Consider the following 15,031-nt stretch of genomic DNA (forward strand, 5'->3'; position numbering starts at 1 on the left):
CGCCGGGTTCACACCCGGTCCATCACATCCAGGCCGAACGCCCTCGCCAGGTTCTCCGGCCGCAGTACCGAATCGGGATCGCCGTGCGCGAGCACCGTGCGCATCAGCAGCACCGCCTCGTCGGCGAGACCGGGCAAGGCGTTCAGGTCGTGCGTCGACACCAGGATCGTGGCGCCATCGGCGGCCAGCTCACGCAGCAGCGTGGTGATCGTGGCCTCGGAACGTTTGTCGACCCCGGCGAACGGCTCGTCGAGCAGCAGAACGGTCGCGCCCTGCGCCAAGCCGCGCGCCACGAAGGCGCGTTTCTTCTGCCCACCGGACAGCTGGCCGATCTGCCGGTCGGCGAGGTCGGTCAGCTCCACGCGTTCCAGCGCGTGCGCGACGGCCTCGCGGTCGGCCTTGCGTGGGCGGCGGGTGAACCCCATGCGGCCGTAACGACCGGTCATCACCACGTCGCGCACCGAGAGCGGAAAGCTCCAGTCGACATCCTCGCTCTGCGGCACATAGCCGAGGACGCCCGCCCGCCGCGCCGCGACCGGCGCGTCACCGTTGATTCGCACAGTTCCGCGATCTGGCTGGACCAGCCCCATGATGGACTTGAACAACGTCGACTTGCCCGAGCCGTTCATGCCGATCAGCCCGCAGACCCGGCCCGAATCCAGGGCTAGATCGACCCCATCGAGCGCCAGCACGTCACCGTAGCGGACGGTGACGTCCCGCACCTCGATCGCCGGCGCGGTCGTGTGGACGGCTCGCTCGCTCATGACCTGCGCCCCGTCAGTGCGGAACCGATCGTCCGCGCGTCATGGCGGATCAGCTCCAAGTAGGTCGGCACGGGCCCGTCGGCCTCCGACAGCGAATCGACGTACAGCACGCCTCCGAACCGGGCGCCGGTGGCCTCGACCACTCGCTGCATCGGCGCGTCCGACACCGTGGACTCGCAGAACACCGCAGGCACCCGGCGCTGCCGGACGAAGTCGATGGCCGAGGCGATCTGCTGCGGCGTTGCCTGCTGCTCGGCGTTGACCGCCCAGATGTACTTCTCGGTGAGACCGGCGTCGCGAGCGAGGTAGGAGAACGCGCCCTCACACGTCACCAAGGCGCGCTCGTCCGGCGACAGCGCGCTCAGGGTGCCGAGGAGTTCGTCGTGCACTTTGCGCAGTTCGGTCTTGTACCGCTCGCCGTTGGCCCGGAAATCGGCCGCGTGCTGCGGGGAAAGCTCCTCGAAGGCGCGCACCATGTTGTCGACGTAGATCTGCGCGTTCCGCGGCGACATCCACGCGTGCGGGTTCGGTTTGCCCTGGTAGGCATCCTCGCTGATGCCGATCGGATCGACGCCATCGCTGACCACCGCGTGCGGCACACGCACATCCGAGACGAACTGCGCGAACCACGCCTCCAGGTTCAGGCCGTTGTCCAGGATCAGATCGGCCTTCGATGCCTTCTTGATGTCGCCGGGCGTCGGCTCGTAGCCGTGGATCTCCGCGCCCGCCTTGGTGATCGACTCGACGGTCAGGTGCTCGCCGGCCACGTTCCGCGCGATATCCGCGAGGACCGTGAACGTGGTGAGCACCACCGGTCGATCGTGACGCCCGGCCTCACTTGCCCCGCACGCGGTGAGGACCAGCGCCAGGACACTCACGGTGGCGGCCGCGACCAACCGGCGCGGGGGGAGAGCAACCAAACAGTGCAGCCGAGCCTTCATGCACCGAGATCATAATGTTCGCCTGCCCTAACTTTCAAGTTGGAGTCATTGAAATCTGGGCCCGCTACTCCACGGGCAACGGAGGTGACGCCGGGAACACGACCGGCAGAGCGGTCAATGCGCGGTGGAAAGGGCCCGGCCGCCAGGTCAGCTCGTCGGGCGACACCGCGAGGCGAATCTCCGGCAATGCGTCGAGCAGCTGATCGATGGCGTCTTGGGCGATCAGGTAAGCCAGCGAACGCGCGGGGCATACGTGCGGCCCGCCCCCGAAGGCCAGATGGGCGCGATTGCCCGCGTACTGGTCCGTCCTGATCTCCGGGTCGGTATTGCAAGCGGACATGCTGATCACGACCGGCTGGTGGGCGGGCAGCCAGAAGTCCTCGATCAGGATCGGCTGCTTCGGGAAGCTGAAACAGAAGTTCGCCATCGGCGGGTCGTTGAACAACACCTCGTCGAGGGCGTCCCTGGTCGAGAGGCTCCCGCCCAGCACGCTGCCGCCGAACCTTTCGTCGGCGAGGATCAGCCGCAGCGTGTTGGCGATCAGATTCTGCTGCGGCTCGATGCCCGCTCCGTACATCGTGCCCACCTGATTGGCCATTTCCACATCGGTCAGCTCAGCCGGATGTTGCAGCATTCGAGTCGTCACGTCATCGCCGGGTTCGGCTTTCCTGTGTTCGATCAATTCCGCCAGCGCGGCCATCAGCAGCTTGTTCCCTCGCTCCGCTTCGACGACGTTGAACATCGCGGCCATCGCGGCCGCGGCGCGCTGCGCGATCTCGGCCGGGCAACCGAGCAGAGCGTTCAGCACCGCGAAGGAGAGCGGAAACGCGTACTGGCGGACCAGGTCCGCGGACCCGTCCGCACAGAACGAGTTGATCAGTGGGATGGCCAGTTGCGCCACGGTGTCGTGCAGTTTGTACCGGTCGACTTTGTCCAGAGCCGCGGCATTGGCCTGCCGGTAGCGGGCGTGCGCCGCGCCGTCGTTCCGCCGCGCGTTCGGCCGCCACTGCATGAGCGGCAGCACCGGGCAGTCGGCCGGAACGCTCTGCTGCCACGTGCGCGGATCGGCCGGAAAATGGTCCGGGTCGTTGAAGATCCGCACCGCGGTGTAATACCCGATCACCAACGTCGCAGGAACACCCGGCGCCAATTCGATAGGCACCAACGACCCGTACCGATCACGCATCTCGCGATAGGCGCGTTGCGGATCCGCCGAGAACTCCGGTGCGTACAACGGAATCCGCGGACCGTCGTCATCGATCGGTGAGCCGTGCGGCCCGTGACCGGATCGGCTGTGCGTTGGGGACGGAGGCATCGTCATCGAAGAAACTCCAGGCGGTCGAACAACAAGCCCCGTGAGCCTAAGCAGCTTGCGCAGCGCGCGTACCGAAAACGACGGGTCTGGTCAGCGGTCTGACCCGACCACGGAATTTGCCACGCAGTTCCCGCCGCTACCGAGCGGGCAGCGGAGGCGACGCCGGGAAGACGACCGGCAGTGCGGTCAATGCTCGGTGAAACGGGCCCGGTCGCCAGGTCAGCTCGCTCGTTGGCACCGCGAGGCGAATCTCCGGCAAGGCGTCGAGCAGCTGGTCGATGGCATCCTGGGCAATCAGGTAGGCCAGCGAACTGGCCGGACACGAGTGCGGCCCGCCCCCGAAAGAGAGGTGGGCGCGATTGCCCGCCAACCGGTCCGAGCTGATCGCCGGGTCGGTGTTACAGGCGGCGATGCTGATCACGACCGGCTGGTGAGCGGGCAGCCAGAAGTCCTCGATCAGGATCGGCTGCTTCGGGAAGCTGAAACAGAAGTTCGCCATCGGCGGGTCGTTGAACAACACCTCGTCGAGGGCATCGCGGGTGGAGAGGCTCCCGCCGAGCACACTGCCGCCGAACCGCTCGTCGGTGAGGATCAGCAGCAGGGTGTTGACGATCAGATTCAGCTGCGGTTCGATGCCCGCGCCGTACAGCGTGCCCAACTGGTGCACGATTTCCGTATCGCTCTGCAAGGCCGGGTGCTGGAGCATCCGGGTGGTCACGTCGTCGCCGGGTTCGGCGCGCTTGAGCAGGGTCAGCTCCAGCAGCGCATCGATGAGCATCTTGTTTCCGCGCTCCGCGTCGATGCCCTCGAAGATCGCGGCCATACCGCTCGCGGCGCCCTGGGCGATCTCGGCCGGACAGCCGAGCAAGGCGTTCAGCACCGCGAAGGCGAGCGGAAACGCGTACTGGCGAACCACATCCGCGGACCCGTCCGCACAGAACGAGTTGATCAGTGGGATCGCCATCTCCGCCACGGTGTCGTGCAGGCGGTACTGATCGACCTTGCCGAGACCCGCGACGTTGATCTGCCGGTAGCGAGCGTGCTCGGCGCCGGCATTCCGCAGCGCGTTCGGCCGCCACTCCATCATCGGCAGCACGGGGCAATCGGGCGGAATATCTTGCTGCCAGATGCGCGGATCGGCCGGAAAATGGTCCGGGTCGTTGAGGATCCGCACCGCGGTGTAATACCCGATCACCAAGGTCGCCGGCACGCCCGGCGCCAACTCGACCGGCACCAACGACCCGTACCGTTCGCGCATCTCGCGATAGGCACCGTGCGGATCCGTCGCGAACTCCGGTGCGTACAGCGGAATCCGCGGGCCATCGGTATCGATCGGTGAACCGTGCGGTGTGCGGCCGGACGAGCTGTGCGTTGGGGACGAAGACATCGTCATCGAAGAAACTCCAGGCGGTCGAACAACAAGCCCCGTGAGCCTAAGCAGCTTGCGCAGCGCGCGCACCGGAACCGACGGGTCTGGTCGCCGGACCGGCCGGACCACGGAATTTGCTATAGAATTGCTAGATATTCGACTCATACGCCTGATCGAAGGCTGATCGCACCCGCTGTTTCGCGGGTGCCGCGATCGCGCGACAACCGCGGGGCGTCGCGCGCAGAACTCCAACACGAGGGCGGCTTTCATGACAGACGTCGACTATTGCGTGATCGGTGCCGGATTCGCCGGATTGACGGCCGCGCTGCGGCTGAGACAGACCGGCCGATCGGTGGTCGTGCTGGAAGCGCGCGACCGGCTCGGCGGGCGGACGTTCACCGAAATGCGTCCGGACGGGTCGTGGATCGATCGCGGCGGCGCCTGGATCGGGCCGGGGCAGGACCGAATCCAGGCCTTGATGAACGAATTCGGGGTACCGAGTTACAAGCAGTACACCGACGGCGAGGCCATGATGGTGGTGGACGGCAAGCAGCACCGCTATACGGGCACGATTCCGTGGACCATGAGCCCGTGGGCGGCGATGAACCTCGGCGCGGTCTTGCTCGAGCTGGGGCACCTGTGCAAGTCGGTCCCGCTGGAAGCTCCGTGGGCAGCGAAGAAGGCCGACAAGTGGGATCAGGTCAGTCTGGCGCATTGGCTGGATGGCAACCTCCTGTCCAAACCCGCCCATGAGCTCCTGGAGACCGCCATCGCCGGCTGCTACACCTCGGCCGCCTCGGAGGTGTCGATGCTCTTCGTGCTCTACCAGATGGCCTCGGGTGGCGGGCCGGGCTTCGTCCTCGGCGTCAAGGACGGCGCGCAGGACGCCCGCCCGGTCGGCGGCATGGGCGCCATCTACCGGCCCATGGCCGCCGAGATCGGCGAGTCGATCCGTCTCTCCCAGCCGGTCCGGCGCATCGAGCAGGATCCCGACGGGGTGACGGTTCGCACCGATCAGGTGAGCGTGCGCGCACGCCGGGCGATCGTGGCCGTGCCCTTGGCGGTCGCGAGCCAGATTCGCTACGAACCCATGTTGCCGGTCGATCGCTCGTTCCTCCACCAGCGGATGCCGAGCGGCTCTATCATCAAGATCTCCCTCGTGTACGACGAACCGTTCTGGCGGCACGACGGGTTGTCGGGTCAATCGGTCTCGCCAGGATCCCCCGCGACCATCACGATCGACTCGTGCACGGACACCGGACGGCCCGGAGTCCTGTGCGTCATCATCGAGGGCCCCATCGCGCGGCAGGTCGGACAACTCGACGCGACCGAGCGAAAGCAGGCGATACTCGGCGAACTCGGCGATCGATTCGGCGAAAAGGCGAGATCCCCCATCGACTACATCGAGCAGAATTGGAGCGCCGAGCGCTACTCCGGTGGCGGCATGCTCAGCCACGCACCGACCGGCGTGCTCACCCAGTTCGGCCATGCCCTCCGCGAACCCTGCGGCCGGATCCATTGGGCCGGAACGGAAAGCTCCGCGGTCATGTGCGGTTGGATCGACGGCGCCATCCGCTCGGGCGAGCGGGCGGCCAGCGAAGTGCTGGAACACGAGACGGCGACGGTGGGCTGAGAAACGTCGCACCGCAGCCACTCCCCGTACGCATGGGCACCATTGACGCATGCTGCCTGCGGACGTGGATGAGGCTCGGCGCGTGCTCATCGGTTCGGTCGGGGATCGGTCATCGCCGGGTTCGACGGCGGGATGACGCGCCTGCGTCCGGACCGATTTCCGGGAGATGCCGGAAAGAATACGGCTGCTCCGAGCGTTGTCCTGATCAGGAGCTTCGTATTCGAGCGTGGGCGACCAGCGATGTTCGAGTTCTACGATTCCGGTTACGTACTGGCCCGGCTGATCTTCGAGCGGCTGCTCGGCCTGGTGTATCTGATCGCATTTTTGTCGACCTTGGCCCAATTCCGGGCACTGTGCGGTGCGCGCGGCTTGCTGCCCGCGCCGCGGTATCTGCGGGCGGCGGGGTTCCGGCGGTCGCCGAGCCTGCTCCACCTCCACTACTCCGACCGGCTGGCCGCCGCTCTGGCCGCGCTGGGTGTGGTGCTGTCCGGCGCGGTCGTGCTCGGCCTGACCGACATGGTGCCGCTGCCGGTGGCAATGGCGGTGTGGGCAGCGCTGTGGGTGCTGTACCTGTCGTTCGTCAATGCCGGGCAGACTTTCTACGGCTTCGTGTGGGAGATGCTGCTGTTGGAGGCGGGCTTCCTGGCGATCTTCCTCGGAAACGCGGACACGGCCCCACCGATCGCGGTGGTGTTCCTACTGCGCTGGGTGTTGGTGCGGCTCGAGGTGGGCGCGGGCCTGATCAAGATCCGCAACGATCCGGCGTGGCGGGATCGCACCGCGCTCTACTACCACCACGAGACCCAGCCGATCCCGAACCGGTTCAGCTGGTCCTTCCACCATCTGCCCAAGCCGATCCATCGCCTGGAGGTGCTGGGCAACCATGTCGCGCAGCTGATCGTTCCGTTCGGGCTACTGTGCCCCCAGCCGATCGCGTCGGTGTCCGCCGGGATCATCATCGTGACGCAGCTGTGGCTGATGGTCAGCGGGAACTTCGCGTGGCTGAACCTGCTCACGATCGCACTGGCCACGCTGGCGCTCGACGGCCGGTTCCTCGCGGCGCTGGTTCCTGTCGAGCCAGCACCGGCGCCGGAGGGACCGCTGTGGTTCACGATCATGGTGTCGATCCTTACGGTGGCCATGGTGGTGCTGAGCTGGGCACCGGTTCGCAATATGGCGTCACGGCACCAGGTGATGAACGCCGCCTTCAACCGGCTGTATCTGGGCAACACCTACGGCTTGTTCGGACACGTCACCCGCACGCGGCTCGAGCTGGTCATCGAAGGCACCGACGACCGGCCCGAGCCGGACGCGACCTGGAAGGCGTACGAATTCCGGGCCAAGCCCGGGACCCTCACCCGCCGCCCGAGGCAGGTGGCCCCTTATCACCTGCGGCTGGACTGGCTGATGTGGTTCGCGGCCATGTCACCGCTCTACGCGGAATCCTGGCTTCTGACGATGGTGGTCCAACTGCTGCAAGGCGACACCGCCATGTTGCGTCTGCTTGCGACGAATCCCTTCCCCGAGCGACCGCCGAAGTACGTGCGGATTCTGCTCTACGTCTACCGCTTCACCACGCGCGAGGAACGCCGCCGCACCGGGGCTTGGTGGACCCGCCGCTGCGTCGGTGAATACCTGCCGCCTGCCACGCTGCGCGCGACCCCGGATACGGACCGGGCTGCACCGGCGCCGGACGCCGAACCGGAGGCGTCGAGTCCGGCCGATCGACCTTCTGGGGAAGCCGAATGAGGTAGCGGGTGTCCATGTTGTCCACCGTGGCGCACGTTATGCGATGTCGGGTCGTTTCTGGTCTGGGGTGAGCCCAAGGATGGGCAGGACGGCCTGGTCCACGATCTGGATCAGTTCGTCGTCGCTCGGCGGAGCGCCGAACTGCAGTTGGTGGATGTTGACGACACCGACAGCGACTTGGATCGGCAGGAGGGTGACTGCGCCCGGTGAGATCTCACCGCGGATGGCCGCGCGGTGCAGAGATTCGAGCATGATGCGCTGGCGCGGTTCGATGATCTGCTCGAACACCGCTCGGGCGAGGGCTGGATGACGGTGTGCTTCGGTGAGGAGTCCGGCGATCGCGATTCCGGTGGGGCTCGCGGCCAGAGCCGAGGTGTTGCGCAGCATCTGCAGGAAATCCTCGCGGATACTGCCGCTATAGGGCACGTCCTGGATCGGAGGCAAATATCCGCGGATCGTGTCGAGGACGAGTTCTTCCTTGCTCGGCCAGTAGCGGTACATAGAGGTTTTGCTGATGTGGGCACGGGCGGCCACACCATCGATGGTCAGGCCACCGTATCCGCTGTCGACCAGTCCTGCGATCACGGCTTCAAAGACCGCCATGCGCAGAGCTTCCTTGTTGCGGCGGCGCGTGCCTTCCGGTGTTCCGGCTGTCACCGCTCGTGCCCTCCTCTGTCTGTCGCCACGTCGTTGTCGACGAGTCCTGTGCATATCGTGCCTCGAAGAACGCCACCGACCCGCGGGTGGTCAGCCGGTAGTCGACGAACCGGCGGGCGAGTTCGGTCTCGATGTCTTCGATCCTGTCCTCGGTGTTGGAGAACAATCCCGTGCGGTTGAACCAGCCCGACATCAGGCGCGCGGCCAGAGTGTGTCGAGCGTGACGGCCCAGGATCGTGCTGCCGAAGATCCGGCACCCGGGTGCGGCGACGGCGGCGGCGTGATCAAAGACGATCGCTTTGGTGACGAAACTGCCCGGCACACAATGAAAGAGAAAATTCGCGCCGACGGACTCGAACAGCGGTGGCTCGATGTCGAACGGGTGCAGAACGTCGCGCCGATAGGTTTCGGGCCGGTGGGATGCCAGCCGGTGCGCACAGTGCATGAGCACGGAAGGGTTCAGATCGGCCAACACCAGCCGCGTCGACAGGCCCGGCCGCAGCGAGCGGCGCAGGAAATACCCGGTCCCGGGACCGAGTTCGAGATGCCGCGCGCTCACGTTCCGCTCATAGAGGGCCCGCATGTGCCTACGCGGAGCGCGCCAGACGAATCGGCAGACGAGGCCGAGCACGAGGGTGTCGTAGCAGGCGAGCAGCGCCGGTTTGTATGTCTGCGCTCCGCGTTCGGCTGCCGCTGCGGTGGGCGGGAAAGTATCGGGGTTGTCCATTGTGGTCCTCTTCCTCGGGTCAGGATCGCAACTGAGGGAACAGCCGAAGTGCGTTGTGCCGGTCGATATCTCTTCGCTGACCGATCGTCAATGCGGAGTCGGAATCGAGGGCGGATGCGGCCCCGGCGACGAGATCGGTGTGGGCGGCGGGCCAGTCGCTGCCATAGAGGATGCGGGCCGGGTCGGCAACGGCCAGCAGCGTCGGGGTGGAGGCGGGCGACATCGGCGCTGCCGTGTCGTAGTGGAAGCGGCGCAGATAATTCTCGACCCGCTCGGGCTCGACCGCGGGGGCGAGATAGCCGCCGCCGGAGCCGAGCCGGCCTGCGATGTAAGGCAGGAATCCGCCGCCGTGCGGCAGGATGAACGACAGGTTCGGAAAACGATCAAGCGTGCGGTGCACCGTCATGTTGACGGCGGCGCGCGTGATGTCGAGCGGATAGTCGCACAGGAAACTCGGAACACCGGGCAGAGCTGGGGCAAGTGGTGAGCTGCCCGGCAGCTCAGTGGGGTGCAGGTTGATCACCGTTGGGCCGCTGTCGAGTTCGGCCAGCAACGAGTCGAATACCGGATCGCCCAGGTAGACCCCGGTCGCGTTGTGGGTCATGGCGTTCACGCCCACGGCTCCGGCGTCTCGCCCATATCGGGCCGACCATGCGGCCAGCTCGAGGTCGTCCAGCGGCAGAGGCGCGAAAAAGGCGAACCGGCCCGGCGCTCGCGCGACCAGGTCGACCATGGCCGCGTAGGCCATGATCAGGCTCTCCCGATGCTGGCCGGGGTCCGCATAGCGCAGTACTGGTGTCGCGGCCGTCACCACGGCCGTCTCGATGCCCGCCGAATCCATCGCCCACAGCGCGGAATCGAGGTCCCACCGTGTCCACCACGGCAACACCGCACGGATCACCAATCCCCGCGCCTCCGCCCAATCCAGCCACTGCGGCGGCGCGAAGTGATGGTGGACATCCACCCGCCGATCACCCGGGACCTCGCCGTAGCGATCGTGCGCCCCCACATCGACACCGGCCGCGCCGAATCCGCAGGCCGTCACCGCCGCCATGGCGGCGGTGACGGTCAACGCCCGGCGTCGCGACAAGGATCCCATCACTCCAACTCCCCTTTGGTCGATCTTAAGTACGAAATCGTACCTATATCGACGATAAAGGACGAGAGTTGAGATACTTGTTAGTTCACATATAAGTCCTGACGGCAGGCTTGCGCTGTGGGTTTCCGGCTGTGGGCCGCTCCGGCGGACCCGGGTCGCCACCGCAAATCGGAGCCGCCGGGCGCGCCGCCGTATTCGCGGGCGCGATCGTCCGCACGCCCTGCTGGCCACAGCCCATCGCTCCCACCCTGTCAGGAGCTAGTTGCCGTCCGCACCAGATCTTTCCGTTCGGAGCGCTCACCGAACCACTGTGCGACCCTCGTCGTCGCAAGCTATACGTCGAGCCCGGGACAGCCGTGTCAGTGTGCGCGCAGCGCGTCGAGGATCATCGGGCGCGCCGTCGCGAGAGCTTCCTGCCAGTAGGGCCAGGTGTGCGTCCCGTTGACGAAGTCGACGCGAGCGGCGATGCCCAACGCCGCGACTCGATCACGGAACATCTGGGCGGCAGCCAGCGTCATGGCCTCCAGGCTCATCGCGTTCACCGTGTTGCCGACCCCGTACGGCACGTCGAGCGGCCCGGGCGCGCCATTACCCGTCCAGACGTACATCGGCAGCCCACGCAACAATTCGGCCTGCACAGTGGCATCGTTTCGATTCCAGGCTGGATCACCGGCCGTACCCCACATGTCGTCCACATTGAAGTTGCCCTCGTCCCACATGGCAGCGCGCATCGCTTCGTTCCAGAGCGGAAACGTCGGGTGCACGAACCCTGAGAAGGATCCGGCGAACTTGAACTGGTCGCGATGGTGCCCGGCCAACGTCAGAGCGGCGTTGCCGCCCATGGATGCCCCGACGATGGCGTTGTTGGTTCGCGACACGCCATACCCTGCCAAGAAGTTGGGCAGCTCTTTGGTGAGGAAGGTCTCCCACTTGTACGTCGTCGCTTGTCGGTTCGTACTACTCGGCCGGTACCAGTCGGTGTAGAAGCTCGAGCGACCACCGACCGGGAACACCAACGTGACGTTGTCCCTTGTGAACTGGCGCAGCGCATCGGTATCACTCGTCCACTGATTGTGATCACCCGGTGCACGCAGACCATCGAGCACATAGAGCGCCGCACTCCCACCCCGGGCCGCCCACTGCACCTGCACTTTGATCGGCCCCATGCTGGACGGCACCAAGAGATCCTGGTAACCACCTGCCGGCGCACGCAATACCGGCGCGTGCGTCGGCGCGGCGCTGGCCACCGCCCCACCGATTCCTGCCACCAGCGCAGCTGTTGCAACGACAGCACCGGTCTTCCTCAACCAACCACGCACCCGCTGGTTCCCAGATCGCACTGCCGCAGCCACCCCGCACCTCCTACTTCCCCGGCAAGTCACCGAAGATATCCGAATCGGTTGTTGTTCAGATTACTTCCTGCGGGTTTGCGCCCCGCCCACGACCGGGAAGACCACAAGGCTGCAATCCAGGTGCTCGTACTTCTGAATCAGGTGGGAGCCGCGCCGCCCCTCCAGCGCTGACGTGATCAGCGAGCGGGCGGCGTCTCCGTAGACGGCGTGGACACGCAGCCCGCCCCACAGACGTTCGTACAACTCCAACTCGCTCGGCGCGGTGATGCTGAGTTCGGCGCTGGCGGTTTCGATCAGGGCTTGCCGACGATCGAACAGGTGGAAGCTACCGGAGAGGTGGACGAACCCGGCTCATAGTGGGATGACACCGAAAGAACAGGCGGGGATTATCGAACGCCACATCGAGCAGATGCCGCAATTGCCCGGCGGTCACCTCATCGTCGCCGAGCGTGGTGTATAGCGCCGCCTCGTGGACCAGCACGGCCACGCGCGTACGCAATATGTCCTGGCGTGCCATCCGTGCCGCGACGGCAGTGTCCAGGTCATCGAGGGGATACGATGCGCCCGACCGCATTCGGATGGATCGACCAAGACGTGAGCACCGCGCCCGAATGGGATCGAGCGCAGCTGTGCAGGTTCGCTCGTAGCGGGCTGCATTGTGTTGGTACAGGTTAGGGCTCGAGCACGATTTTGCCGTGGGTGTGCCGGCGTTCGAGTTCGGTGTAGGCCTGGCGGACCTGTGTCAACGGGTAGACGTTCGCGATCGGGACTTCGAGGTGTCCCTCGGCGATCAGGGCGGCCAATTCGGCGAGTACCTCGGCGCCCGGCCTGGCGTTGGTTCCGGGTTCGGTCTTGACTCCGTATTTCGCGGCCGCTGCGAAATCGGCGATGGTGTCGATCCGCTCGACAGCGACGCCGAGGGCGAGGGCCAGTTCGACGTACCCGCCGCCGTGGGTGTCGATGAAGGCATCGATGCCGCCTGGTGCGGCGGCCTTGATCCGGTCGATGGCGCGGTCACCGTATGCGACCGGGATCACGCCGTGGCTTTGCAGCCACTCGTGGTTGTGCCGGCTCGCCAGGCCGATGACAGTGGCTCCGGCACGACGAGCGAGCTGAACAGCGAGCGAGCCGACTCCTCCGGCTGCTGCGGAGACGACAACGGTCTCCCCCTTGCCGAGTTGCAAGGAATGTACTGCCCCCCAGGCAGTCACGCCGGCGACGTACAGGCCGCCGGCCACCGCCCAAGGGACGCCGTTCGGTTTGGGTGTCAGGTTTTCGACGTCGACCAGGACCAACTCGGCCTGGGCGGCCCGCTTCTCGGAGAACCCGATCACCTCGTCGCCGACCGAGAATCGGTCGACTCCGACGCCGACCTCGGCGACAACCCCGGCAAGATCGCTGCCTTGCCCGGACGGAAACGTCGAGGGAAAGATGCCGGCCATCGCGCCGGTCCGAATGGCCGCCTCACCGGGGTTGATGCCTGCCGCCTTTACCCGAACCAGGACCTGCCCGTCGTCGGGCACGGGGCGGTCGACATCGTCGACCCGCAAGACCTCGATTCCGCCGAACTCGTCGTATCTGACTGCCTTTGCCATTGCTTCTCCTCCGATGTGCGACGCGCGGCTGACCTCGGGAACGGGAATGGGGGCACCGGTGTGCCGGTCACCAGGGCACCGTTCCGGCGTCGTCGAAGAATCCGCCGGTCGGTCCGTCGTCGGGCAGGGTCGCGAGGTGAATCGCGATGGCCGCGCCCTGTTGCGGTGTACGGACGCCGCGAAAGCCGTTGAGGTCGGTGGCGGTGAAACCGGGACAGCCGGAGTTGATCAGGATGTTGGTATCACCCAGTTCCTTGACGTATTGGATGGTGAGGGCGTTGAGGAAGGTCTTCGAGGCCAAGTAGGCGGCGGGAACCTGGCCCATGTCGATGCCGGGTGTGGTTTGCAGGGCGAGCGAGCCGACGCTGCTGGACATGTTGACGATCCGCGGTGCGGCCGAGGCGCGCAGCATCGGCAGCATCGCGTTGGTGACCCGGATGACCCCGATCACGTTGGTTTCCACGACAGCTCGCACGGTCGCGGGATCGACCGTGGTCGGTGTCTGCGGCATACCGCCGGTGATCGCGGCGTTGTTGACCAGGACATCCAGCCCTCCTGCATGGTCGGCGATCAATTCGGCCGCCGCGGCCACACTTGCGTCGTCGGTCACGTCGAGCGGCACACCGAACGCATCGGCCCCGGCCGCGCGCAGCTTCTCCACCGCGGTGTCGCGGCGTTGCCGATCGCGCGCGCCCACACCGATGCGCCAGCCGAGCGCGCCCAGGCCAGCGGCGATCTCGTATCCGATTCCCTTGTTCGCGCCGGTCACCAGCGCAATCGTCTGTTCACTCACACCGCCGATCCTGCTGCGGCTCCGGGTGCAGCGTCCAAGACCGATCGGGTGGGCGGCGATACCGCACGGGTATTGGTCGTGGTCATCGCCGGATACCATGACCCGGTGGAGACGCGGGAGATGCGATACTTCGTCGCCGTCGCCGAGGAGTTGCACTTCGGGCGGGCGGCACAACGGCTCGCGATCGCGCAACCACCACTATCGCGAGCCATCCAGCAGCTCGAACGGCGGCTCGGAGTCGTCCTGCTGCACCGCACCGCTCGCGCCATCACCTTGACCGAGGCCGGGGCGGTACTGCTGCGGGAGGCCCGGACCGCGCTCGACGCGGTCGAAGCCGCCGAGCGGCGAACCCGCCGTGCCGCGGCCGACCAGCCCGGTGTGGTGCTGGCCACCAAGGCCGGAGCGTCCAGCGAACTGTTGTCGAAGCTGCTGCACGCCTACGCCGCCGAACCGGGCGCCGTGGCAGTCGAGGTGATGCTGTGCGGCCCAGGCCAGCCGGAAAGTCTGCTGCGCAACGGGCGTGCCGACGTTGCTCTGCTCCACCGGCCCTACGACACGACAGCCGGATTCGACACCGAGGATCTGAGCACCGAACAGCAGGTCGTTGTCCTGCCTGCGGGGCATCCCCTCGCCAACCGGGCGCATGTGACGTTGGCCGAGGTCAACACCCTGACGAACCTGCCCCTGCCGCGCTGGCCTGGACGGGATGGCAGCTATCCGGACGGCCCCGGCCCGCAGGTGCGCGACCATACCCAACTATTCCAACTGATCGCGCTCGGACTGGCCTGCGCGGTCGTGCCCGAGTCGCTGCGAACCCAGCTACGCGAGGATCATGCCGTCGTGCCCGTGCCAGACGCACCGGCCGTCACGACCGTCATCGCTTGGCCGCCACACAGCAGATCCAAAGCCATTGCCGACCTCGTCCACACCGCGACACGCCTCTAACCGACACCACTGTTCGCCGACCGTATCGAGCATCACCAATCCTTCGTGATACATCCGGATTCGGGATACATCTGGAAATGCCGCATACCGGG

Annotated in this window: 15 protein-coding genes; 3 read left to right on the forward strand and 12 right to left on the reverse strand. The window is 66.4% G+C overall.

All coding sequences use genetic code 11. The annotated features are described in order from the left end of the window. Nucleotides 1-8 precede the first annotated feature (8 nt). The 4 genes from IU459_RS05440 to IU459_RS05455 form a co-directional block, all read right to left on the reverse strand. Entirely contained in the window at nt 9-764 is a 756-nt protein-coding gene (locus IU459_RS05440) for a metal ABC transporter ATP-binding protein (RefSeq protein ID WP_195128349.1), read from the reverse strand. Further along, nucleotides 761-1,705: a metal ABC transporter substrate-binding protein gene (locus IU459_RS05445; RefSeq protein WP_195128350.1), complete on the reverse strand. Its 945-nt coding sequence runs from the start codon at nt 1,703-1,705 to the stop codon at nt 761-763. The genes IU459_RS05440 and IU459_RS05445 overlap by 4 nt, the downstream gene beginning before the upstream one ends. A gap of 64 nt (nt 1,706-1,769) precedes the next feature. Beyond that, complete coding sequence (locus IU459_RS05450; protein WP_195128351.1) at nt 1,770-3,026, reverse strand: cytochrome P450; 1,257 nt, start codon at nt 3,024-3,026, stop codon at nt 1,770-1,772. A 130-nt stretch (nt 3,027-3,156) separates the two neighbouring features. Continuing rightward, nucleotides 3,157-4,413 (reverse strand): cytochrome P450, encoded by a 1,257-nt coding sequence (locus IU459_RS05455; RefSeq protein ID WP_195128352.1) that lies wholly within the window; start codon nt 4,411-4,413, stop codon nt 3,157-3,159. A 244-nt stretch (nt 4,414-4,657) separates the two neighbouring features. On the opposite strand from IU459_RS05455, the gene IU459_RS05460 reads away from it, so the two are divergent. Both IU459_RS05460 and IU459_RS05465 read left to right on the forward strand, forming a co-directional pair. After that, nucleotides 4,658-6,022, forward strand: a complete 1,365-nt coding sequence (locus tag IU459_RS05460; RefSeq protein ID WP_195128353.1) for a flavin monoamine oxidase family protein — start codon at nt 4,658-4,660, stop codon at nt 6,020-6,022. 240 nt (nt 6,023-6,262) lie between these two features. After that, entirely contained in the window at nt 6,263-7,771 is a 1,509-nt protein-coding gene (locus tag IU459_RS05465; RefSeq protein WP_195128354.1) for a lipase maturation factor family protein, read from the forward strand. A 36-nt stretch (nt 7,772-7,807) separates the two neighbouring features. Here IU459_RS05465 and IU459_RS05470 read toward each other — a convergent pair whose 3' ends face one another. From IU459_RS05470 to IU459_RS05500, 8 genes are all read right to left on the reverse strand, one after another. Next, a complete protein-coding gene (locus IU459_RS05470) occupies nt 7,808-8,374 on the reverse strand; it encodes a TetR/AcrR family transcriptional regulator (protein ID WP_195128355.1) in 567 nt (188 codons plus the stop codon). Beyond that, on the reverse strand, nt 8,361-9,155 hold the full coding sequence (locus IU459_RS05475) for a class I SAM-dependent methyltransferase (protein WP_195128356.1): 795 nt from the start codon (nt 9,153-9,155) through the stop codon (nt 8,361-8,363). Before IU459_RS05475 ends, IU459_RS05470 begins: the two co-directional genes overlap by 14 nt. 19 nt (nt 9,156-9,174) lie before the next feature. Next, complete coding sequence (locus tag IU459_RS05480) at nt 9,175-10,254, reverse strand: amidohydrolase family protein (protein ID WP_228837415.1); 1,080 nt, start codon at nt 10,252-10,254, stop codon at nt 9,175-9,177. Nucleotides 10,255-10,613: 359 nt separating this feature from the next. Beyond that, nucleotides 10,614-11,606, reverse strand: coding sequence for an alpha/beta hydrolase (locus IU459_RS05485; protein ID WP_440446462.1), 993 nt, complete (start codon nt 11,604-11,606; stop codon nt 10,614-10,616). A 60-nt stretch (nt 11,607-11,666) separates the two neighbouring features. Continuing rightward, the gene (locus tag IU459_RS05490) at nt 11,667-11,849 is read right to left on the reverse strand and encodes a hypothetical protein (RefSeq protein ID WP_195128357.1); all 183 of its coding nucleotides are present in this window, start codon (nt 11,847-11,849) and stop codon (nt 11,667-11,669) included. Nucleotides 11,850-11,931: 82 nt separating this feature from the next. Next, complete coding sequence (locus IU459_RS40020; protein WP_369123090.1) at nt 11,932-12,180, reverse strand: Scr1 family TA system antitoxin-like transcriptional regulator; 249 nt, start codon at nt 12,178-12,180, stop codon at nt 11,932-11,934. A gap of 97 nt (nt 12,181-12,277) precedes the next feature. After that, a complete protein-coding gene (locus IU459_RS05495) occupies nt 12,278-13,201 on the reverse strand; it encodes an NADP-dependent oxidoreductase (protein WP_195128358.1) in 924 nt (307 codons plus the stop codon). 67 nt (nt 13,202-13,268) lie between these two features. Beyond that, nucleotides 13,269-13,994, reverse strand: coding sequence for an SDR family oxidoreductase (locus IU459_RS05500; protein ID WP_195128359.1), 726 nt, complete (start codon nt 13,992-13,994; stop codon nt 13,269-13,271). 105 nt (nt 13,995-14,099) lie between these two features. Between IU459_RS05500 and IU459_RS05505 the strand changes: the two genes are divergently transcribed. Then, entirely contained in the window at nt 14,100-14,939 is an 840-nt protein-coding gene (locus IU459_RS05505; protein ID WP_195128360.1) for a LysR family transcriptional regulator, read from the forward strand. Nucleotides 14,940-15,031: the final 92 nt, after the last annotated feature.

This window comes from Nocardia amamiensis (assembly GCF_015477605.1).
In the GTDB taxonomy this organism is placed as follows: domain Bacteria; phylum Actinomycetota; class Actinomycetes; order Mycobacteriales; family Mycobacteriaceae; genus Nocardia; species Nocardia amamiensis_A.

Bases quoted from the DNA above. Each gene is read 5' to 3' on its own strand.
- IU459_RS05480 (WP_228837415.1), bottom strand. From the start codon at position 10,254: ATGGGATCCTTGTCGCGACGCCGGGCGTTGACCGTCACCGCCGCCATG.
- IU459_RS40020 (WP_369123090.1), bottom strand. From the start codon at position 12,180: ATGCGGTCGGGCGCATCGTATCCCCTCGATGACCTGGACACTGCCGTC.
- IU459_RS05470 (WP_195128355.1), bottom strand. From the start codon at position 8,374: ATGGCGGTCTTTGAAGCCGTGATCGCAGGACTGGTCGACAGCGGATAC.
- IU459_RS05460 (WP_195128353.1), top strand. From the start codon at position 4,658: ATGACAGACGTCGACTATTGCGTGATCGGTGCCGGATTCGCCGGATTG.
- IU459_RS05455 (WP_195128352.1), bottom strand. From the start codon at position 4,413: ATGACGATGTCTTCGTCCCCAACGCACAGCTCGTCCGGCCGCACACCG.
- IU459_RS05440 (WP_195128349.1), bottom strand. From the start codon at position 764: ATGAGCGAGCGAGCCGTCCACACGACCGCGCCGGCGATCGAGGTGCGG.
- IU459_RS05445 (WP_195128350.1), bottom strand. From the start codon at position 1,705: ATGAAGGCTCGGCTGCACTGTTTGGTTGCTCTCCCCCCGCGCCGGTTG.
- IU459_RS05465 (WP_195128354.1), top strand. From the start codon at position 6,263: ATGTTCGAGTTCTACGATTCCGGTTACGTACTGGCCCGGCTGATCTTC.
- IU459_RS05450 (WP_195128351.1), bottom strand. From the start codon at position 3,026: ATGACGATGCCTCCGTCCCCAACGCACAGCCGATCCGGTCACGGGCCG.
- IU459_RS05495 (WP_195128358.1), bottom strand. From the start codon at position 13,201: ATGGCAAAGGCAGTCAGATACGACGAGTTCGGCGGAATCGAGGTCTTG.
- IU459_RS05475 (WP_195128356.1), bottom strand. From the start codon at position 9,155: ATGGACAACCCCGATACTTTCCCGCCCACCGCAGCGGCAGCCGAACGC.